Source organism: Paenibacillus aestuarii (genome assembly GCF_027789125.1).
In the GTDB taxonomy this organism is placed as follows: domain Bacteria; phylum Bacillota; class Bacilli; order Paenibacillales; family NBRC-103111; genus Paenibacillus_E; species Paenibacillus_E aestuarii.
Genome location: NZ_JAQFVF010000023.1, coordinates 276682 through 296691, shown reverse-complemented (window position 1 = coordinate 296691; position 20010 = coordinate 276682). Strand labels below are relative to the sequence as shown.

The window sequence follows — 20010 nt, the reverse complement described above, 5'->3', positions numbered from 1 at the left end:
GGAGTGTGATGCATGAAGCAGGCGACAGCAGCTCGAATTGCGATCGTCATGGGGATTATCAGTTGTGTGATCATCGCAAGCGGTTTTTTGGTGTGAATGGCCATTCATTTCCGGTAAAGGAGACCTCGATGAATAAAATTCAGCTTCATGTCCTGGATCAGGATACGGTTTATGCGGAGCGTCTAGCATCTTACATCCGCAGTTCCGAGTACGCAGAGCAGCTGCAGGTCAAGCTATTTTCGCAAGCGGAGCTTGTGCAGGAACTTGTGAATCGGCCGCAGCAGGATGGGATATTTTTATTTTCTGATTCGTTTATGCAGCTTTTTCAAAACAAAGGTATGTCCGTATGCATTATTAGATTGAGTGACACACAGGCAGTACGTGAGGAGAAAGAATCGAAATTCCCTTCTGTTTATCGATTTCAATCGTTGAATCAGTTGACGGCACGAATCATTGCTCTATATGCAGAGTCTGGTCAAGTTCCTGCCGCCAGTCAGATTAGCCGGCATACGCGGATCGTTTCCATCTATGGCAGCACAGGCAGCAACGGTAAGACGATGACCGCCATCCACTTAGCGAAGCAATTATGTTTTCGCGGAGAGCGAGTGTTTTATTTGAGCTTGGAGACGGTCAGTTCGGCGACGTTGTGGCTGCAGGGTGATCGAGCAGGATTGTCCCAGTTCTTATATTATGTGAAAAGCAAGCCCGAACTGAGCGGTCCCAAGCTGGAGCTGCTAAAATCGCACGATCCCAGATGGCGGGTCGACTATTTGAGTCCAACTGGGCACATAAGGGAAATGCATGACATGACGGGGGAGGATGTCAGTCTGCTGCTTGAAACGCTTGCTTCGTTAAACAAGTATGATGTGATCATTGTTGACTTGGAAGCATCTGTTCATCCAAGAATTATCAAGTGTTTAGAGCTAAGTGATCATGTGTTGTGGCTGATAATGGATGATTTAAATGATCTTTTTAAAACAAGGGAATTCATGCAAATGTTAGGGGATACCCGCAATGTTCATTTTCTTATTAGTAAATACACGGGCAAAATCGTTAATGACTTTTCCATGCTCGGATCACATGTGATTAGCGGCTATTTGCCATATATTCCGGAATGGAAATCCGTTCATGCGGCAGAGCAGGTCTGGCAATTTCCACTGTTTTCCGAGCAGGTGTATGATGCCTATCAAGCTTGTTTATTTGGTTCCCCACCCCGCCTGAGTGAACATATTGGAGCAGCAGGTTGATATATCAAACCGTGTACCTTGAATTGAAGCAGCAGATCAAGGAAAGGCTCGATCTCTCCAGCACGGTGAGTGATGAGCAGCTTAGTGAGCTGATTGAAGAGGCCGTATTTGGGAAGGCTGCGCAGATGGGATGGACATCCAGTGAAATTCGGGACGCAGTGCTGCGGATTTTTCATTCTTTCCGCGGGCTGGATGTTTTGCAGCCGTTGCTTGACGATCCATCCGTGACAGAAATTATGGTTAACGGTCCTAATGATATTTTTATCGAGCAGCATGGAGCTGTACAGCGGTTTGGTGACGTTTTTGAGAGTGAGGAAAAGCTGGAAGATCTGATTCAAACGATTGTGGCCAAAGTGAATCGCATAGTGAATCAAGGGTCACCTATTGTTGACGCTCGTCTGCAGGATGGATCCAGGGTCAATGTCGTGCTTCCGCCTGCTTCGCTTAGCGGCCCAACGCTCACGATCCGGAAATTCCCTGATAAGCCGATGCTGATGGTTGATTTGATCCGCAGAGGAAGCTTGACCGAGGAGGCGGCTGAGCTTCTGCGGATTATGGCGAACAGGGGAGCTTTACGATGGAAGCTTCTCTTATATTTCCGGCAATTCTAGTCTGCACCATAACGTTACTGTTCATCGGGATGTATGTGTATCAAAAAGTTTATGTCGAGCAAATGGCCCGAACAACAGCGGAACGGCTTGCTTACACATGGGACAACTCTCACAAAGACGTTGTGACGGGTCATTTTAATCCGAAAGAAAGAGACGGTTTGTATTGGCGGTTGGCACAAGACAGTATGTCAGATCTATTCGGCATGTTATTTACAAAGGGCTCAACGGAAGTCAATGTCCCTTCTGCCGGCAGTGAGGGGATGGGGCTCGTAGAAAGCAAGCTAGCGAGGTCAAGGGAAATTTTGCCTTCCGGCATCAATGGCGTAGTTCGATACTCCAATTACTTACTTGTGCGAAAAATTGAGGTCAATCTTCATAAACCGTTTTTGTTCCCCACTTTTGCGCTTAAACTGTTTGATTCCGGGGTCACGACTGGCCAATCGATCGCTTATGTTGTCGATCCCGTGGAACTAATTCGAATTACGGATATTACCCGCACATATATGAAAGAAATTAAAGGCCGCATAACCGCTCAAGAAGCAAAGGCTGCGTTGAAGGAGCCGGCACAAGGCTTGTCTGGCGAAGGCGTCAAGATCACTTCAGAGCGTCAAGCCGCTGCCTATCTAAAATCGTTGGTGGGTGGCAAAGAAGTTGTCTTCAGTACACCATCTGGTAAAAGCAGGACGATTGACGCCCTGGATGCTCAAGGCATCGCGCATCAAGCCTATTATAGCGTGATGGAATCGCAGCTAAGAAACGACCAAATGCTCAAAGATGTAGAACTGCTGGAACAAGGAACACAGGTGAAAGGGGTGGTCTGGCATTTCTTCAAAAAAGGAACGAATCAAAAGGAAGTACCTTCAGCAAATTTTCGTAAAGAATTGGAACGCAAAGGCATCGTTGTTGTCATTCACAATTAGCAGAGGGGATTTCTTACATAATTTTTCCAAATCCCAGCGCGGCACCGTGTCCATTTATTTAATTTTAATCATTGTACCGATCTTTTTCTTTCAAGCTGTTCTCATAGATTTTGCCAGGATAAAGCTAGCGGAAAAAGAAAGTGAAACAGCGGTAAAGACCGCTGTTCGGTCCGTGATGTCAGCTTACGAACCCGATTTGCAAGCGATGGGGCTGTACGGTTTAGGACTGAATAGGGAAGAAACAGAGAGCGTGTTCAGTAACGTATTTGCGCAAAACCTTTCCAGTTCGGTGTCACCTGGCTCATTTCACTATGTCGACAACAAGCCGCTAGATAATGCTTCTCGCATAACACCTGTATATTCCTTGGCCAGTCATGTTATTTTTAAGCAGCAAATTTTGGAGGACATGAAAATTAAGGCGCCAATTGAGTATACGCTGGAAATTCTCGACAAATTCAAAAAGAGTGGTGCATCCGATCATTTCCAGGAGGGCTCCGAGTTTTCCCAACATGCGGATGAACTTGGCCGTTTATTGGAGCAGCGGGAAGAAGCGCTTGATGAAGCATGGCGTTATGCCGAGGAAATGCACGCCAAAACGCTATCCTATCATACCTTTTACCAAGATCGTATCCGTCAATTAGACGGTATCGCTTCCCAAGTAGGCGTGCACACCATTGATGGCGTTCGAAGTGAACTAAATAATGTCAAGGTTCAATTAACGTCTGTCCAGAAATCAATTTCCGATGCGAACATGTCAATCGTTGCTCTTAGCCAGGCTGGAGCTCAAGCAGCAGCAAGTATTGGAGCGATTATACAAAACATACGAGCCCTGGAAGCTCAAGCGCGAGCGTTAACGCAAAAACAGTCTGATTTAGAACGAATTATAAATCTATTGCTACAGTATGCCGAATTAATTACGGTGATTAAACAGGAAGTTGTAGCGAATGGCGCGAAGATCAGCGAACTGCAGCAGCGGATTGAGCCTGTATTGCGCAAAGCGAAGCAAAAAAACGATGAAATTCGTGAGAAGCTAGGAGGGCTGCAAGAAGAAAATGGCAATCAAACCAAAGCGTATGAAGCGTTTCAAAGCATAGTCGTTTATGGCGATGACTATTTCTATAATTATCAGACGGCGGCTGCCGAAATCTCCGCTTTGTTCACTGCTTTTCAGCAAATTGTAGAATCCGTTTATTTGTATACCACGGACAATACGAATAAAGCCTTAACAGCCAATGATGCTTATAACAGCCGCTCAAATGATTTTTACGGCAAACAAAACGCGCTGGAGCAAGCAAGAATGAGTAAAAGCGGCTCCATTAAACAGCGCTCGAGTGAGCAAAAAAATAAAATACAGGTTGTGCTGGATCAAGTGAAGCAATCAATTGGCGGATGCAGTATGCTGCTTGGGCCCAATAGTGAGCGCGACTACTTTCAGCGTCTTCAAGGAAATGGGAGCGGGAATAACGGCTATTATCAGAAATATCGGGAAGTGAATGCGCAAGAATCATCCATCGGGAGTGAAATCGCCTACGACTTGGATAAGTCGGAGACTGCTAGTTTAAAGGCGATGAACATGCTCAGCATGTTTACCCAGGCGGCAGCCACATTAAGGGATGAGCTCTATGTGAATGAATTCGCTTTAACCAAATTCAACTATCGAACGTATGGGCTGGAGCAAGATGCCTCGGGTAATCCCAAAGTCGCTCACGAGATTGTCGATGTGGGTTCACATATGTTAACTAATCAAGAGGTTGAGTATCTGATTTACGGTTTCTCTTCATGTGCGGCTAATATGTCTTCCGCTTACGCGGAAATGTTCTCATTTCGCCTTGCGATCCGTACGCTTGAAGCGCTCATGGATCCTGAGAAAGAGCTGCTGAATATCGGATCGCCGTTGCTCGTATTTTTAACTGCAGCTGCTGAAGGGGCAGTGAAGGCTCTTCAGGATATGCAAAAATTAACCAAGGGCGACGCAGTGGAACTAACGTCCAAGCTGTCTGTCTCCGTGCTTAATTTGACATATAAGGATTATTTACGCATCTTCCTGTTGATGCACAGTAATAATGAGAAGCTAATGGCCCGTATGCAAGCGTTGATTGAACTCCAAACAGGAAAAAATTTGCTTGAACATGCAACTTATATGCAAGGATCAGCGGTCAGCAGCATTCGACTATGGTTTATTCCGCAATTGATGAAAATCATGGATAATTCTGGCCTGCTCGGCTGTCAGGTCGTACGCAGCAGATGTCAGATGACGTCGATAGCAGCTTTTGCCTATTGAGAAGCAAGGAGGTACGCATCATACGCAAGTTCACCAGCGATCAAGACGGGGGCATGGTGCTTGAGGCATCGCTCATACTGCCTATTTTTATCGTATTTGTTGTGGGACTAATAATTTGCATACAAATCGCAGTCATCGAAATCGCTTTGCAAACAAGTGTTTCGGAAGCAACTCGTTCCATTGCTGGACAAATATACCCAGCAAGGCTGCTTGCACAGGAGGCGAAAGTGAAGTTTGATCAGAGCCCTGCAGGCGAAAGGATTACATCCGCGATCCAACTAGTTCAGTCTACTCGAGACAAAGTGCTGGGAGCAGAACAATTGGCTGACGATTATGCCGCATATATTCCGGATTCTTTGTTGGAACTACTGAAATGGGAGCAGGAGCTGCGTGTCTCAGTCGAGGAGAAAGCGCAAGGTCAGCTTATAGAGATCTATGAGGAACATGTGGCCTCGCGGATTTATGCAGCGTTAACACCTGTTGTTTACGGATTTGGCGAAAGCAGAGCGATCAAAAAAGATAATTTTAAAGTTATTTCCGTAATCATGCCCGATTTGATAGGTGAAGGAGAGCCCTACTTCGGTATCGAAGCTCAGGTTACCTATAAGTTGCCAATACCCTTTTTCTCACAAACGATCACTTTGAAAAAAAGAGCTTACGAACGTGCGTGGATTGGCAAGTAAATTGTCAAATCCGTTGGAGCATACGGGGGGATGATGATGGTTCACGCAGCACTATTTATGTTAGTGGGGATTGCTTTTATTATTGATGCCAGGAAATCAATGATTCCTAATCGGTTGACTGTCACCGGCGTGATCACCGGCGGCATTATGCATACATGTACGCAAGGCTGGAATGGGCTCTGGTTTGCGCTGGTTGGGGCATTGAGCGGATTTTTGGCACTTATTGTATTGTATGCCCTTGGTGCACTAGGCGCAGGAGATGTCAAGTTATTCGCTGCTATCGGTTCAATCATGGGGACAGCCTTCGTTATCCAGAGCATTTACTATGCCCTCCTGTTTGCCGGCGTAATTGGCATTGGGTTATTAATTGCTAGCAAAAAAATGGCTGAAACAGGACATAAACTGGCAGGATGGTTGATTTCATTGACAATATTGAGAGACAAAAGCTTCATCACGGGAATGAAAAGACAGATCAATATCAAATTTCCTTTTATGTACGCAGCATTGCCAGGGGTTCTATTAGTCTGGTACGAAAATTTTATTTGAAGGAGGCCGTATTTTGAATCAAGAAATTTTTGGTTTGAAGTACGATTTTATATATCGTCAAGGTCATTATATGGAATTGTACCAAGATGAAGGGATCGCGCCTGAACAACTATCTGCACTGCAGCTGCGCATGCTGGAAGCGAATCAAGTTCCTCATTTGCTGCCCTTTGAGGTGAGGGAGTTCGATAATCGGTTGAGTCTGCTTTATAAATTATCACCCAGACGCATGCTGAATCAAGCGCTGAAGAACGAATCGCTTAACCAACAAAATTTTGCCAAACTCTTCTATGCCATTATTAGCGCTTTGGAGGAAAGTCATCATTACATGCTGCATCAGGACGGGTATGTGATGAAAGAAAATTTTATCTTTTTAGGAGTAGATTGGTCGGATGTATATTTGACTTATGTGCCGCTCACTCATATCGATGAAGGGGGGAGACAGCTTGAAGATTTTGGCTTGTTGATGGAGCGGATCGCTGATAAAGTGAGGGATGAAGATCTTCCGCATGTGAAAAGCATGATAGAGGAAATGAGCCTTATACATGATCATTCGCGATTAAAAGAAAAGCTGCTGGCAAGGATGCAGCCACCGCAAGCGGAAAAGCAATCGGAAAGAAACCATTTCCAGGGAAACCGGAATGAACTCACAGCTGTACAGGGGCTAAAGTCTCAGCAAAGCGTTGAATCGCCGATCTATCGCGGATTGCCAAAGCCAGTTTTGAACCAGCAACCGAGGCTCACTCCGATGCCAAGCGAAATCTATGCCCCTGCTAACGAGCCTTTGCATATGACAAATACGAAAGCTTCTTTCCTCAAGCTATCTAATAGGTCGCAGCTAATCGTTGCTGCAGTTTGTTTTCTGCTCGTCGCCTTCTTGTGGAAAAATTATATGACTTATCCAGCCGATGCAACATTGCGCTTTACAGTTGGATTAACGCTGCTGTTTGCTGATATTTGTTTCATAGTAACATTCATCGGCATTCCGCTGTTGAAAAGGGAACAAAGTGTAAAACAAGCACCATCCAGACATCAAGATATCTTAATAGAACAAAAGCTGCAGATCTCAGAAGCCGATCAGCAAGTAAGCGTAGAAGAATATTATCGTAATCTTCATATGCATACCACACTGTTGAACCCATCTGAACCGGATCAAACCGTCTATTTAGGATTAAATAATCACATGACACGCGCTCCCGAAATCATACTGGAGTACATCAAAGAAGGCCAGAGCCAGTCCGTCCACATAACAAGCAAGAGGTTTACGATTGGACGAGGCGAGAAGGGAAAGCTGGATCATGTCATCGATGTACCTGGTGTTTCGAGAATGCATGCTGAAATTAATCAACTTGAAGGAACTTATGAGCTTATCGATCTGGGCTCGACGAATGGAACTTCCGTGAATGAGCAGGCACTCGCTGCTCATCAGCCATATGTGCTGCAAGATGGAGATGTGATCCGGATTGCTAGTGTCGAACTGATCTTTCGCCTTAAATAAACCAAAAATGAAAGCAGGGGTTTAATGAACTTACGTACGCTGCATGAATCCGATTGCTACGAAATCCGCTCTGTGGTTAATGAATGGTGGGGAGGCCGTCAAATGACCCATTTACTGCCCCGCTTATTTTTTGAACATTTTCAAAACACAAGCTTTGTCATGATGTCGGGAAGCAAAATCGTTGGATTTGTAATTGGATTTATCTCTCCATCGAAAGAAAACGAGGCTTATATTCACTTCGTTGGCGTGCATCCTGACTTTAGAAAACAAGGGGTGGCACATCGACTCTATAATAAATTTTTTGAAGAAGTACGAGAGCGCGGTTGTGATACAATTCGCTGTATCACTTCACCAGTAAATGTCAAATCAATCGACTTTCATCATCGAATGGGCTTTACAGCAGATTATGCACCCGACTATGAAGGGCCCGACGAAGATCGGATCTTGTTTGTGAGGTACTTGAACTTGTAAACAGCTTTTTTCTATTTCTTGTCTGATCGCATCAGTGGTATAATAAGGTATTGCTAATAAGAACACACCAATTATCCGTTATCCATGGAGGAATGAGACTTGTTAACTCATGTCGTACTATTTAAACTTAAGGATCGCAGCCCGGAATCCGTGGAAGCGACGAGACAGGTTCTTGTCAATATGGAAGGCAAAATCCCAGTTTTGAAGCATATTGAAGTAGGTGTGGATGTGCATCATTTGGAGCGTTCGTATGATCTCGTATTGATTACGAAATTTGACTCTCCCGAAGATTTGCAAGTGTATGACACGCATCCCATACATGAAGAAGTGAAAGCTCATATGAAAAAAGTTTTGGACGGCACATCGGTTTGCGTTGATTTCCTTAGCTAAAGTGGTTTGAAAAACGAAGAAAAACAGTGTAGTATCCTTAGAAGAGGCTGCACTGTTTTTGTGTGTAAAAAAGCACTCATACTAGAATAAGGGTGGAATCCCGTTTGAAAACGAAACTGAACCAAGCCTACATGACGGAAATACTCGAAATGCTGCTGCGTACGCCAAGCCCGACAGGCTATACGCATCATATTATGAAAAAAGTGCAAGATCAGGTGAATCAACTAGGTTACGAGCTTACATATACAAACAAAGGCTGCGGCATCGTAACGATCCCTGGGGAACAAAGCGATCGTACGATCGGCATTTCCGCTCATGTCGATACGCTCGGAGCGATGGTCCGGTCGATCAAAGAAAACGGAAACTTGAAGATGACGTTTCTCGGTGGTTTTATGATGGGCGCCATTGAAAACGAGTATGTGCAAATTCACACCCGGGACGGTCGCGTCTATGACGGCACGATTTTAACGACGCGTCCTTCCGTACACGTGTACGAGGATGCGCGAGAGTTCAAACGCGAAGAGGCGAGCATGGAAGTTCGGATCGACGAGCTGGTGAAATCGAAGAATGATGTCGAAGCGCTGGGCATTCGTGTCGGGGATTATATTTCCTTTGATCCGCGTGTGCAAATCAAGGATAACGGATATGTAAAATCACGTCATCTCGATGATAAAGCCAGTGTCGCCTCCTTGTTCGGCTTGCTACGGCTTATCAAAGAGCAAAACTTGAAACCAGCGTACACCGTGAAGCTGTTTTTCTCGAATTATGAGGAAGTAGGACACGGCTCTTCCTTTATTCCGGACGATATCACCGAGCTGATAGCGGTTGATATGGGCGCTCTCGGCGACGATCTCAGCGGCAGCGAAAGAGATGTATCGATCTGCGCCAAAGATTCCTCGGGTCCATATGACTATCATATGACTTCTAAAATGGTTGATCTGGCCCAAAAACTGGAAATCGGCTACGCGATCGATATTTATCCACGCTACGGATCGGATGCATCCGCAGCGCTGCGCGGCGGCCGAGATATTCGCGCCGCTTTGGTAGGACCAGGCGTGCATGCTTCGCATAGTATGGAGCGGACGCATATGGATGCGGTTGTAAACACAGCTGCGCTGCTTGCTGCTTACATCATGGAGCCAGCTCAAGCATGAATATCCTCAGCGTGCAAAATATAACCAAAACTTATGGAGAAAAAGTGTTGTTCGATGATATTACGTTCACGGTGAACGAGAAGCAGCGCATCGGACTCATCGGCGTGAACGGCACAGGCAAGTCCACGCTGCTCAAACTGCTGGCGGGACTGGAAACCGCGGATCACGGCAAGCTTGTGCACGCGAACCATTTCCGGGTGGAATACCTGCCGCAGAACCCGGAGTTCGACCCGAACTCTACGGTACTGGAACAGGTATTCCACGGCGAAACGCCGCTCATGCAGACGCTACGCGACTATGAGCGTGCCTTGGCCGAGCTGGAGCAGGACCCCTCCAGCGAGGCCAAACAAGCGCGGCTGTTCAAAGCCCAGCAGCGCATGGAAGAGCACGGCGCATGGGAAGCGGCGACCGTGGCGAAAACAGTGCTGACGCGGCTCGGCATCAGCGAGTTTAATAAGCCCGTCGGCCAGCTGTCGGGCGGTCAGCGCAAACGCGTGGCCATGGCCCGCGTTTTGATCCAACCGGCCGACCTGCTCATCCTCGATGAGCCGACGAACCATATCGACAACGAGACCGCGATGTGGCTCGAGGAGTTCCTCAGCAAATGGCGCGGCGCGTTGCTGCTGGTTACGCACGACAGGTATTTCCTGGAGCGGGTGACAAACCGCATTCTGGAGCTGGACCGCGGCAAGATCTATAGCTACGAGGGCAACTACGAGGCGTTCCTCGAGAAGAAAGCGGAGCGGATGGAGTCCGAAGCCGCCAGTGAAGATAAGCGGCAGAACTTGCTGCGCCGCGAGCTCGCTTGGCTGCGCCGTGGCGCAAAGGCGCGCACGACGAAGCAGAAGGCGCGCGTGCAGCGCGCCGAGGAGCTGCGGGACCGCAAGGTCGACGGACCCGCGGAGAAGCTCGACATGGCGCTGGCTGGCAGCCGCCTGGGCAAGAAGGTGATGGAGCTCGAAGCCGTCACCAAAGCGTTCACGAGCGGGAAGCCGCTGATCCGCGACTTCAGTTACATCGTGATGCCAAACGACCGGCTCGGCATCATCGGTCCGAACGGCAGCGGCAAATCGACGCTACTGAATATGCTCGCTGGCCGCATCCAACCTGACAGCGGGACGATTGAGACCGGCCAGACTGTCAAGCTGGCGTACTACACGCAAGAGAACGTCGAGATGGACGAGAAAATGCGCGTCATCGAGTATATCAAAGAAGCCGCGGAAGTCATCCGCACGTCTGACGGCGAAGCGATATCGGCTTCGCAAATGCTTGAGCGCTTCCTGTTCTCTCCGACGCTGCAGTGGACGCCGATCGGCAAGCTGTCCGGCGGTGAGAAGCGCAGGCTGTACCTGCTGCGCACGCTCATGGGCGAGCCGAACGTCCTGCTGCTCGATGAGCCGACGAATGATTTGGACATCCAAACGCTGACGATTTTGGAAGATTATTTGGAGCAATTTCCAGGAGCTGTCATTACGGTATCGCATGACCGCTACTTTTTGGATCGGACCTGTACGCATCTGTTCGCTTTCGAAGGCGAGGGGCGCATCGAGCCGTTCATCGGCAATTATTCCGATTACTTGGAAGAAAAGCGCCAGCAGGAAGAAGCGGAGCAGCAGCGCAAAGAATGGCTGAAGCAGGCTGCGCCGGAGAAACCGGCGGCTGCTCCCACGGCCACCTCGCAAAGCGGGAGCAATCGTCCGAAAAAGCTCACATTCAAAGAGCAGAAAGAATGGGATGACATCGAGAACGTCATCGCTTCGCTGGAAGATAAAGCGTCAAGCTTGAAACAGCAGATTGAGACGGCGGGTAGCGATTTTGACCGTGTTCGGGAGCTCTATGAAGAAGAACAGAAAACGGCCGCAGATTTGGAAGCCGCGATGGAAAGATGGACTTATTTATCCGAGCTGGTAGAAGAAATAGAGCGAAATAAGGTATGATAGAATCAAACTAAATGAAAGCAGGTAAGTCTTATCCATGATAACTGTAAATAACGTAACGCTTCGTTACGGCAAGAGAGCGCTTTTTGAAGATGTCAATATCAAATTTACACCAGGCAACTGTTACGGTTTGATCGGGGCCAATGGCGCCGGCAAGTCCACATTTTTGAAAATTTTGTCTGGCGAGATTGAAAGCAATACAGGTGAAGTGAGCATCACACCAGGCGAGAGAATGGCTGTCCTGAAACAAAATCATTACGAATTCGATGAAATCGAAGTTTTGAAAACCGTCATCATGGGCCATGCGCGCCTTTTCAAGATTATGGAAGAAAAAGATGCTTTGTATGCCAAAGCGGATTTCTCCGAAGAAGACGGCATGAGAGCAGCTGAGTTGGAAGGCGAATTCCAGGATCTGGACGGCTGGCAAGCTGAATCCGATGCGGCTGAGCTGTTGATTGGTCTTGGCATCCCGACGTCTTTGCATGATACGAAAATGAAAGATCTGGAAGGCAACGAGAAAGTACGTGTTCTCCTCGCTCAAGCGCTGTTCGGCAGCCCGAATATCCTGCTGCTCGATGAGCCTACGAACCATTTGAACTTGGAATCCATCCGCTGGTTGGAACACTTCCTGGCGCGTTTTGAAGGCACTGTTATCGTGGTATCCCATGATCGCTACTTCTTGAACCAAGTATGTACGCATATCGCGGATATTGACTTCGGTAAAATCCAAATGTACGTCGGTAACTACGATTTCTGGTATGAGTCCAGTCAATTGGCCCTTAAGCTTGCTCGTGATGCGAACAAGAAAACCGAGGAGAAGCGTAAGGAACTGGAAGCCTTTATCGCGCGTTTCAGTGCGAATGCCTCCAAATCCAAGCAAGCGACTTCCCGTAAAAAGCAGCTCGAAAAGCTTACGCTTGAAGATATTCGACCTTCCAGCCGTAAATATCCGTTCATCAACTTTAAGTCCGAGCGTGAAGCTGGTAAGCAATTGTTAGCCGTTGAAGGATTGACGAAAACGGTCGACGGCGTGAAAGTGCTTGATAACCTGTCATTTACGATCAATAAAGGGGATAAAGTAGCTTTTGTTGGTCCGGACGGTATTGCCAAAACGACGCTGTTCAAAATCATTATGGGCGAATTGGAAGCGGACAGCGGTACTTACACGTGGGGGGTTACAACTTCACAGGCTTACTTCCCGAAAGACAGCCAAGAGTACTTTAATGTGGATATGAACCTGGTGGATTGGCTGCGTCAATATTCCAAAGACCAGGATGAATCGTTCCTCCGCGGCTTCTTGGGCCGCATGCTGTTCTCCGGCGAAGAAGCGCTGAAAAAAGCGAATGTGCTTTCCGGTGGCGAAAAAGTTCGCTGCATGTTCTCCAAAATGATGCTGAGCGGTTCCAACGTGCTCATTCTGGATGAGCCGACGAACCATTTGGACTTGGAGTCGATCACGGCGCTCAACAACGGTCTAGTTGACTTCGACGGCACAATTCTGTTCGTCTCCCATGACCATCAGTTCATCCAAACGATTGCCAACCGTATTATGGAAATCGGACCGAATGGTTTCATCGACAAGATGATCACATACGATGAGTATCTGGATAGCGAAGATGTAAAAAAACAACGCGAAACGCTGTACGCGTAAATAAAAAAAGCGCCCTGATCGGAATGCTCCGCAGGGCGCTCTTTTTGCTAGCTGCCGCCAGTCCGGCGACGTTGATTGTTGACTTTTTTAGTCATTTGGCTTTTCGCTGATTGATTACCCCCGCCTGCATAGTTGGGGTTGCCTTTTTGGTTCGCTTGATCTGCTTTTTTCTGTGCAAGCTTTTGCTTAATGGCATCAGCTAAGCTGACTTTTTTCTGACCAGCTTGCGATTCAAGCTGATCTTCAGGCTTGTCTGACATGGAAACACCTTCTTTACGTGATATTCTTTTAGTATAATCGAATCAAAGCAAAGATGAAAGAAGGTGGGCCTGTGTTCGACCCGACAATCTATGAGAATTTAAAGGTTGTGCTTGAAGGCGCAGTGTATGACCTGGACTTGAGCGGCCATATACTGGTGACGAAGCGTGCGGACCTTATTGATCTGTCCACCATGTCACGCTCGTATGTCATTGATTTTACGAAAAAAACGACCCGTCCAAGCAAAGCGGAACTTTGTTTGCATGTGCACTTGAGCGATCTCGCTGCGGAAATTTTGGAAAATCCGTCCGCCTCTCCAGGATGCACGCTGGAGATCAAATTGTATACCAAAGTAACCGACGCGGAGAAGGATTGTGCTGAAATTGAAAAGCAGTTGCTTCAGATTTGGGAGCATCGTCCGAAAATATCGCAGCAGCTTTCGTTTATGTATGGATCTGCGGTGTCATTCATGAACAATCAGATTACGCTATCGTTCGGAAGAAAAATCAATGAGAGTCATATCGATGATTTCTCGAGGCTGCTGGACTACGCCATGGACAGCCTGGCATGGCTGGATGAGCGAGGGATGTAGGATGGAAGAACTGTCGCAGCAGCAGCTCTATAACCGAGTGAACAGCAATCGGGAACAACCGTTGGCCGTGTTCGTCTACACCCCGTTCTGCGGCACGTGCAAAGTAACGGAGCGGATGCTTGAAGTGATACTGACGATGCAACCCAAGTTGCCGCTGGTGAAGAGCAATATCCTGTACCTGCCGCAAATTACGCAGGAATGGCAAATTACAAGCGTACCGTGCATCGTGATCATGGAGCCAGGAAAAGACAAGCGGTTCATATACCGTATGCAATCCGTGGACGAGCTGTATCGGCAGTTGATGCCATTGATCAGCTCTGAATAAAAAAATGGAGGTCATGAAGAATGAATATGGGATCGCTACAAATTGGAGATTTCGTAAGCGCTGAATATAAAACCGGAGTGTATATAGGGGAAGTGGTCGAAATGACCAGTGCGATTAAAGCAGCCGTTCGGATACTGGCCGTGAAAGAACATCCGACACAAGGTGATTTGCACAACCCGATGGATGCAGGTGTCGCTTTTTTCCACCAGCGCCGCGCGTTGGCCTATCAAGAAATTGCGCTTATGCCGATTTCGACCATTCGGCCTTATTCGGGCACTGTGCCTGATTATAAAGAATCGCTGAAGAGAGCGCTAACCGCACAAATGAGTAAGCTAGCGGACTTGGAAGCCTGGGCTCGTCGCTCTCTGCAGGAGCTTGAACAGCTGCATAATGACTATTTTCCCGGTCAAGCTTAGGATACTTCAAGATAAAGCTTTGTTCCGTCGTTATACTTGAAAATCGCGACATCCCCAATGATTTCAATGAGGGAGATCATTTTTAACTTCTTGCGAAATTCAAAATGAAGCTCCAGCTCCTTCAATTTTTGCCGAAGCAGCTCGATTTGGGAATGTTTATGCGTGTAATTTACGACAGGTATCGTTTTATTAATAAATTTGATGGATAGCGAATGCATGTCCATACCTCCTTGGTAGATGATTCTTCAATAAGTTTTCTACCTACTAAGATACATTTCAAATGTTAAATATGTTTTCGAACAACTATTAAAAAAGTATAAGTCTATTGCTTTATCAATGTATTCGCCTCATTTTGTCCGTATTCTGATTGAATGCCGTGCAGATTAGAGGAAAGAAACGCCCTGTACACGCCGAGGAATAGCGCACCATTCTCGCCTATTCCCAGTTGCGGGGAGACAAACCCACATTTATAATAAGAAAGATTGTATAAATAGAGACAGTGGAGGGTTACCGGTCATGACTTCGCAGAATCCGATTCGAATCGGGATTATTGGTTCCGGCAATATTGGAAATGTACATATGGAAGTGCTGAAGCAGATTCCAGACGCCCAGATTGCAGCGGTGACGGACGTTTATTTGCCGCTAGCTGAAGCTAGAGCCAAAGAGCATCAAATTGAGAAGGTATACGCAACAACGGAGCAGCTGCTGGCGGATGAGTCTATTGAAGCGGTCATCATCGCCGTATCCAATGAGTGGCATGCGCCAATCGCTGTTCAGGCGCTGCAAGCAGGCAAGCATGTGATGCTGGAGAAGCCGATGGCGATTAACCTGGAATCGGCCAAGCAAATCGTGGAGGCGGAGCGCAAGAGCGGCAAAGTGCTGATGATTCCTCACCAGCTCCGCTGGGAATCGCTGTCCATGCAAGTGAAGCAGCAGGTGGAGAAAGGGGCGCTAGGTCACATTTATCATGCGAAAGCAGGATGGGTGAGACGGAAGGGCATCCCTGGCTGGGGCACTTGGTTCACGCAAATGGAGAAATCCGGTGGCGGGCCGCTGATCGACCTTGGCGTGCATATGCTGGATCTGTCACTTTATTTGATGGGCAATCCGAGACCAGTTTCGGTTTATGGAGCTACGTACGCGGAGTTCGGCCCTCGCAAAAAGGGGATCGGCACATGGGGAACGCCGAACTGGAACGGCCGATATGATGTAGAAGACTTGGCGACGGCAATGATCAAGTTGGATAACGGCGCTACGCTCTCCCTAGATGTCAGCTGGGCGGCCCTCGTGGAAACCGACAATCAGCCGTACGTGCAGCTGCTCGGTTCCGAAGGCGGTGCCTCGATTCGCGGTACGAAGGGCAAATTGCTTGCTGAGTTGTTCGAGCGTGAAGCGGATGTAGATTTAAGCATCCCGGATCAAGATGAAGGCCCGCGGGTACGGATGGCCAAGCATTTCTTGGCATGCATCCGCGAAGGCAAACAGCCGATCACATCGGTCATGACCGGATATACGAATAATTTAATTTTGGATGCCATTTATCGTTCATCGCATACCGGCCGTGAAGTACAACTGGACTGGGACATCTAAGTGACAGGAGCTGCAGCAAGTGAACTGGGAATTATTTAGCATCATCGGCACGATCGCGTTTGCGGTGAGTGGTGCGATTGTCGCTATGGAAGAAGAATATGATATTCTAGGCGTCTATGTATTGGGCCTGGTGACGGCGTTTGGCGGCGGTGTGATCCGCAACCTGCTGATCGGCAAGCCGATTGTTTCGCTGTGGGAGCAAGGGCTTAATTTTCAAATCGCGTTATTTGCAATGACGCTCGTCTTTTTTTTGCCAGTTCGCTATATTCGTTTGTGGAAAACATGGGAAGCATTTTTCGATGCAATCGGATTGGCTGCATTCTCTATTCAAGGAGCCCTGTATGCGACCAATATGGGTCATCCGCTCAGCGCGGTCATCGTAGCAGCTGTACTGACGGGGATCGGCGGCGGGATGATTCGCGACGTTCTGGCGGGACGCAAGCCCTTGGTGCTGCGGGATGAGATTTACGCGGTCTGGGGGATGCTGGCAGGCGCTCTGGTTGGATTGGGCTGGGCGCAAGGCACTTGGCAGCTAGCCGTTCTGTTCGTCCTGATTGTTATTTTAAGGATGCTTTCTGTTGTAAATAAATGGAAGTTACCAAAACGTTCATTGCGGAACACCGCAACGAATCATGCTGCCATTCATCATTCTTCACATCGCGCTGAAGGCTAGTCAGGAAGGAGTGCGTATATGACGGAAAAATCGTTGCAGCACGAGCAAAAAATTGCTTCGGAAACGTTGGCTGAGCGAATTGTTTCTATTAAGGAGCTGCATGGCGGCGAGTTAGAACGGTACGAGATCGCCAAAGATCAAGAAACCGGCGAGCATTATTTGCATTATGCTTATTTGCATAGGGATTTCACCAATACGGGTGAGCCGGAATCTTTTCACTATTTGCTGCCGGTAGACAGCGATGATGTGTTAGGTCTGGTTTTCGGTGAGCAGCCGTTTGATTATCCGGCCAACTGGAACAAACCATTTTTGCGTAACGGCCCTGAAGGCTTCTACATTTGGTTTGATCCAGCGCCAGAAATCGGACAGCAGGAAGATGAACAAGTCGCAGCCGATCTGCTGCAAAAATTAAGAGCTTTTCGTGAGCAAGGCAACGTAGATGCTGCGTCCGTCCGTAAGCTGCTCGAAGAGCTGGATGAGACTCGCAATAAAGATGAATCTTGATCGAAACGGATCTAAGCCTGTTTTCGCATTTTATGCGGAGACGGGCTTTTTTTGTTTGGTAAAAATCAGGTTATTTGTCCATATTAACAATATGGAACGTTTACTGAAGAGGGGTGTGTTGGCAAGCATGAGAAGAGAGACTTATGAATTCGCCGATCTAGACAATAGAGAGGACTTGCTTCAGGAGCTACGCAGCTTGGAGTCGCGCATGAAGCATGAACTCGGTTATGACGTCGCGCTGATCGCGTACACGCCGGGAGATGACAGCCACGATAAGTAAGATCAGACTTCCAGAAAGGATAGTGGGGACGCACGTGAATAAGCACATCATCAAAATGTCAGCATTAGCTTTATTGCTTTGCATGCTTCCGGCTTGCGGACACAGCAACTCGCACAGCGAAGCAGGGGGAGCTACTTCCAACAATATGAATGCCGGAAGTTGGGATGCGGATTCACGTAATAATGAGAACCCGTCCATTGGCGCCAAAAGCATTGCACAATCCGCGCCGCCCTCGTTGGTTCCATCAACGATTGACAACACCAAAGCGCATGAGAATACACATCTGTTAATGAATCGCGATTTGGCCGATCACATCATGAAGACGGCCAAAGTCGGCTCCACAGCCGTGGCTGTCACCAATCATAATATTTATGTTGCTATAGACATGGGCGGCATGCAGGCAATGGGTGCCAGTGACCACCAGCATATGCTGAGTAAAACGAACAATCCGGAATCTGAAGCAGGCTTGTTCGGTTCAGGCGCAGGCACACAGATGGATTGGGTTTCTTCCAAGCCGCTCCCGGCAGATAGTACCAATGCGATTCGTCATGCAATTAATCGCGTTTACCCGGATGCGAACGTGTTTATTTCAACCAATCCGCATTTCGTCAACCGCATGCTGTATTACGACGCGCAGAAGCGTCAAAACAAGATGATGGATGCCTATTTAAACGAGTTTAATACGATGGTGCAATATGCTTTTCCAACCTATTCGACAGGCCAGAATCAGCTAATGAACAAATAAAACGGAACAACCCTCAGCTGCTAACAGGCACTGGGGGTTTTCCATTAGGAGAGCAGCCATGATCAGCAGATTTAAAATACGCGCTTATTGCAGTTCACCAAGATGCGAATACGTGCAAAAGGAAGATGTCATTGAAGCGATTAACTACGAGACCGCATACAGCCTGGCGCAATTATATAATGAGCTGCCAAGCAAGCAGCGCTGCCCGGAATGCGGGGAGCGGATGGCGTATTATTCGCATACGATCGTGAAAGACCCGTTTGTGGCCGACGGGATATAACTTGACATCTCCAGTTTCCTGATAAATAGTAAGGAATACACCTAGATCAGGAAAGGAATTTTTTTATGTCATTCTTTTTATGGCCAGAGCCTATTACAGAGCACTTAACGAATACCAAAAGGCGCGTCCTGGAGACGCTGACCAGCGAAGAGCGAAAGCTGATCGGAACGGCGAATTTTGAAGCGCCGCGCGAAGATGTCCTGCAAGATGCGGTGATTTCCCTATATCTCGGCAAAAATGTACTGCTTAAAGGGCCGACCGGCTCCGGTAAAACGAAGCTGGCGGAACATGTGTCCGCTCTGTTCGGACAGCCGCTGCATGCGGTGAACTGTTCCACGGATCTGGATGCAGAAGCGCTGCTGGGATTCAAAACATTGCAGCATCACGAGCAGGGCGGGAGCTCGATCACGTTCATTCCGGGACCGATCATCAAAGCGATGACCCGGGGACATTTCCTGTACATCGACGAGGTCAATATGGCGAAGCCGGAAACGCTGCCGCTCATTAACGGCGTTCTGGATCACCGTCGGACGATCACGAACCCGTTCACAGGCGAAGTCGTCACGGCTCATCCCGATTTTCGCGTGATAGCTGCTATCAATGAGGGCTACATTGGAACGGTGCCGCTCAATGAAGCTTTGAAGAACCGTTTTGTCACCATTGACGTACCTTACCTGCAAGGGGACAAGCTGCTGCAGCTGCTGCGCGGACAATCCGTGCTTAAGGACGAGAAGCAGCTCGCTACCTTTGTGCAATTATCCGCTGATTTGCTGACGCTCATTGAAATGGGTCAGCTCCCGGATGAAGCGGGATCGGTTCGCGCGCTGCTTGATGCATGCGATCTCGCCGCATACATACCGCCGATGCGCGCCGTAGCCAGAGCGATTGCCGATAAATTGGAGGACGAAAGGGAGCGTGCTGCTGTGATGAATGCAGCGGACACGTTATTCTAAACCGATGT

Annotated in this window: 24 protein-coding genes; 22 read left to right on the top strand and 2 right to left on the bottom strand. The window is 48.0% G+C overall.

The window, feature by feature from the left end; translation table 11 throughout:
- Window positions 1–128: 128 nt before the first annotated feature.
- From O9139_RS10025 to O9139_RS09970, 12 genes are all read left to right on the top strand, one after another.
- Entirely contained in the window at window positions 129–1247 is a 1119-nt protein-coding gene (locus tag O9139_RS10025; RefSeq protein WP_270879323.1) for a P-loop NTPase family protein, read from the top strand.
- Window positions 1244–1858, top strand: coding sequence for an ATPase, T2SS/T4P/T4SS family (locus O9139_RS10020; protein WP_270879322.1), 615 nt, complete (start codon window positions 1244–1246; stop codon window positions 1856–1858). Before O9139_RS10025 ends, O9139_RS10020 begins: the two co-directional genes overlap by 4 nt.
- Window positions 1825–2778 (top strand): hypothetical protein, encoded by a 954-nt coding sequence (locus O9139_RS10015; protein ID WP_270879321.1) that lies wholly within the window; start codon window positions 1825–1827, stop codon window positions 2776–2778. Before O9139_RS10020 ends, O9139_RS10015 begins: the two co-directional genes overlap by 34 nt.
- Complete coding sequence (locus O9139_RS10010; protein WP_270879320.1) at window positions 2762–5059, top strand: hypothetical protein; 2298 nt, start codon at window positions 2762–2764, stop codon at window positions 5057–5059. Before O9139_RS10015 ends, O9139_RS10010 begins: the two co-directional genes overlap by 17 nt.
- The gene (locus O9139_RS10005) at window positions 5056–5742 is read left to right on the top strand and encodes a TadE/TadG family type IV pilus assembly protein (protein ID WP_270879319.1); all 687 of its coding nucleotides are present in this window, start codon (window positions 5056–5058) and stop codon (window positions 5740–5742) included. Before O9139_RS10010 ends, O9139_RS10005 begins: the two co-directional genes overlap by 4 nt.
- A 30-nt stretch (window positions 5743–5772) precedes the next feature.
- Entirely contained in the window at window positions 5773–6288 is a 516-nt protein-coding gene (locus O9139_RS10000) for an A24 family peptidase (protein ID WP_270879318.1), read from the top strand.
- 13 nt (window positions 6289–6301) lie between these two features.
- On the top strand, window positions 6302–7783 hold the full coding sequence (locus tag O9139_RS09995) for a DUF6382 domain-containing protein (RefSeq protein ID WP_270879317.1): 1482 nt from the start codon (window positions 6302–6304) through the stop codon (window positions 7781–7783).
- Between the two features lie 24 nt (window positions 7784–7807).
- Window positions 7808–8254 carry a GNAT family N-acetyltransferase gene (locus tag O9139_RS09990; RefSeq protein WP_270879316.1) on the top strand — a complete coding sequence of 149 codons (447 nt, stop codon included), beginning with the start codon at window positions 7808–7810 and terminating at the stop codon, window positions 8252–8254.
- Between the two features lie 99 nt (window positions 8255–8353).
- Window positions 8354–8644: a Dabb family protein gene (locus O9139_RS09985; protein WP_270879315.1), complete on the top strand. Its 291-nt coding sequence runs from the start codon at window positions 8354–8356 to the stop codon at window positions 8642–8644.
- A 104-nt stretch (window positions 8645–8748) separates the two neighbouring features.
- The gene (locus tag O9139_RS09980; RefSeq protein WP_270879314.1) at window positions 8749–9798 is read left to right on the top strand and encodes a M42 family metallopeptidase; all 1050 of its coding nucleotides are present in this window, start codon (window positions 8749–8751) and stop codon (window positions 9796–9798) included.
- On the top strand, window positions 9795–11735 hold the full coding sequence (locus O9139_RS09975; protein ID WP_270879313.1) for an ABC transporter ATP-binding protein: 1941 nt from the start codon (window positions 9795–9797) through the stop codon (window positions 11733–11735). The genes O9139_RS09980 and O9139_RS09975 overlap by 4 nt, the downstream gene beginning before the upstream one ends.
- Window positions 11736–11772: 37 nt before the next feature.
- The gene (locus O9139_RS09970) at window positions 11773–13386 is read left to right on the top strand and encodes an ABC-F family ATP-binding cassette domain-containing protein (protein WP_270879312.1); all 1614 of its coding nucleotides are present in this window, start codon (window positions 11773–11775) and stop codon (window positions 13384–13386) included.
- Between the two features lie 47 nt (window positions 13387–13433).
- On the opposite strand, the gene O9139_RS09965 is transcribed toward O9139_RS09970, so the two are convergent.
- Window positions 13434–13646 carry a hypothetical protein gene (locus O9139_RS09965; RefSeq protein ID WP_270879311.1) on the bottom strand — a complete coding sequence of 71 codons (213 nt, stop codon included), beginning with the start codon at window positions 13644–13646 and terminating at the stop codon, window positions 13434–13436.
- A 71-nt stretch (window positions 13647–13717) separates the two neighbouring features.
- Between O9139_RS09965 and O9139_RS09960 the strand changes: the two genes are divergently transcribed.
- The 3 genes from O9139_RS09960 to O9139_RS09950 are packed head-to-tail and all read left to right on the top strand — an operon-like array spanning window position 13718 to window position 14977.
- Window positions 13718–14236 (top strand): hypothetical protein, encoded by a 519-nt coding sequence (locus tag O9139_RS09960; RefSeq protein ID WP_270879310.1) that lies wholly within the window; start codon window positions 13718–13720, stop codon window positions 14234–14236.
- Window position 14237: 1 nt separating this feature from the next.
- Complete coding sequence (locus O9139_RS09955; RefSeq protein ID WP_270879309.1) at window positions 14238–14561, top strand: thioredoxin family protein; 324 nt, start codon at window positions 14238–14240, stop codon at window positions 14559–14561.
- A gap of 20 nt (window positions 14562–14581) precedes the next feature.
- Window positions 14582–14977 (top strand): kinase-associated lipoprotein B, encoded by a 396-nt coding sequence (locus O9139_RS09950; protein WP_270879308.1) that lies wholly within the window; start codon window positions 14582–14584, stop codon window positions 14975–14977.
- Here O9139_RS09950 and O9139_RS09945 read toward each other — a convergent pair.
- The gene (locus O9139_RS09945) at window positions 14974–15195 is read right to left on the bottom strand and encodes a hypothetical protein (RefSeq protein WP_270879307.1); all 222 of its coding nucleotides are present in this window, start codon (window positions 15193–15195) and stop codon (window positions 14974–14976) included. The genes O9139_RS09950 and O9139_RS09945 overlap by 4 nt on opposite strands.
- Window positions 15196–15493: 298 nt before the next feature.
- On the opposite strand from O9139_RS09945, the gene O9139_RS09940 reads away from it, so the two are divergent.
- From O9139_RS09940 to O9139_RS09910, 7 genes are all read left to right on the top strand, one after another.
- Window positions 15494–16567, top strand: coding sequence for a Gfo/Idh/MocA family protein (locus O9139_RS09940; RefSeq protein ID WP_270879306.1), 1074 nt, complete (start codon window positions 15494–15496; stop codon window positions 16565–16567).
- A gap of 19 nt (window positions 16568–16586) precedes the next feature.
- Window positions 16587–17240: a trimeric intracellular cation channel family protein gene (locus O9139_RS09935; protein ID WP_270879305.1), complete on the top strand. Its 654-nt coding sequence runs from the start codon at window positions 16587–16589 to the stop codon at window positions 17238–17240.
- An 18-nt stretch (window positions 17241–17258) separates the two neighbouring features.
- On the top strand, window positions 17259–17744 hold the full coding sequence (locus O9139_RS09930; protein WP_270879304.1) for a hypothetical protein: 486 nt from the start codon (window positions 17259–17261) through the stop codon (window positions 17742–17744).
- 127 nt (window positions 17745–17871) lie between these two features.
- Complete coding sequence (locus O9139_RS09925) at window positions 17872–18024, top strand: hypothetical protein (protein ID WP_270879303.1); 153 nt, start codon at window positions 17872–17874, stop codon at window positions 18022–18024.
- 34 nt (window positions 18025–18058) lie between these two features.
- Window positions 18059–18769 carry a YhcN/YlaJ family sporulation lipoprotein gene (locus O9139_RS09920; protein WP_270879302.1) on the top strand — a complete coding sequence of 237 codons (711 nt, stop codon included), beginning with the start codon at window positions 18059–18061 and terminating at the stop codon, window positions 18767–18769.
- A gap of 58 nt (window positions 18770–18827) precedes the next feature.
- Window positions 18828–19049 carry a hypothetical protein gene (locus O9139_RS09915; protein WP_270879301.1) on the top strand — a complete coding sequence of 74 codons (222 nt, stop codon included), beginning with the start codon at window positions 18828–18830 and terminating at the stop codon, window positions 19047–19049.
- A gap of 65 nt (window positions 19050–19114) precedes the next feature.
- On the top strand, window positions 19115–20002 hold the full coding sequence (locus O9139_RS09910; protein WP_270879300.1) for an ATP-binding protein: 888 nt from the start codon (window positions 19115–19117) through the stop codon (window positions 20000–20002).
- The last annotated feature ends 8 nt before the right edge of the window (window positions 20003–20010 follow it).

Bases quoted from the DNA above. Each gene is read 5' to 3' on its own strand.
- O9139_RS10000 (WP_270879318.1), top strand. From the start codon at position 5,773: ATGATGATGGTTCACGCAGCACTATTTATGTTAGTGGGGATTGCTTTT.
- O9139_RS09990 (WP_270879316.1), top strand. From the start codon at position 7,808: ATGAACTTACGTACGCTGCATGAATCCGATTGCTACGAAATCCGCTCT.
- O9139_RS10025 (WP_270879323.1), top strand. From the start codon at position 129: ATGAATAAAATTCAGCTTCATGTCCTGGATCAGGATACGGTTTATGCG.
- O9139_RS09925 (WP_270879303.1), top strand. From the start codon at position 17,872: ATGAGAAGAGAGACTTATGAATTCGCCGATCTAGACAATAGAGAGGAC.
- O9139_RS09970 (WP_270879312.1), top strand. From the start codon at position 11,773: ATGATAACTGTAAATAACGTAACGCTTCGTTACGGCAAGAGAGCGCTT.
- O9139_RS09945 (WP_270879307.1), bottom strand. From the start codon at position 15,195: ATGCATTCGCTATCCATCAAATTTATTAATAAAACGATACCTGTCGTA.
- O9139_RS09950 (WP_270879308.1), top strand. From the start codon at position 14,582: ATGAATATGGGATCGCTACAAATTGGAGATTTCGTAAGCGCTGAATAT.
- O9139_RS09965 (WP_270879311.1), bottom strand. From the start codon at position 13,646: ATGTCAGACAAGCCTGAAGATCAGCTTGAATCGCAAGCTGGTCAGAAA.
- O9139_RS09930 (WP_270879304.1), top strand. From the start codon at position 17,259: ATGACGGAAAAATCGTTGCAGCACGAGCAAAAAATTGCTTCGGAAACG.
- O9139_RS09955 (WP_270879309.1), top strand. From the start codon at position 14,238: ATGGAAGAACTGTCGCAGCAGCAGCTCTATAACCGAGTGAACAGCAAT.
- O9139_RS09975 (WP_270879313.1), top strand. From the start codon at position 9,795: ATGAATATCCTCAGCGTGCAAAATATAACCAAAACTTATGGAGAAAAA.
- O9139_RS10015 (WP_270879321.1), top strand. From the start codon at position 1,825: ATGGAAGCTTCTCTTATATTTCCGGCAATTCTAGTCTGCACCATAACG.
- O9139_RS09940 (WP_270879306.1), top strand. From the start codon at position 15,494: ATGACTTCGCAGAATCCGATTCGAATCGGGATTATTGGTTCCGGCAAT.
- O9139_RS09910 (WP_270879300.1), top strand. From the start codon at position 19,115: ATGTCATTCTTTTTATGGCCAGAGCCTATTACAGAGCACTTAACGAAT.
- O9139_RS09915 (WP_270879301.1), top strand. From the start codon at position 18,828: ATGATCAGCAGATTTAAAATACGCGCTTATTGCAGTTCACCAAGATGC.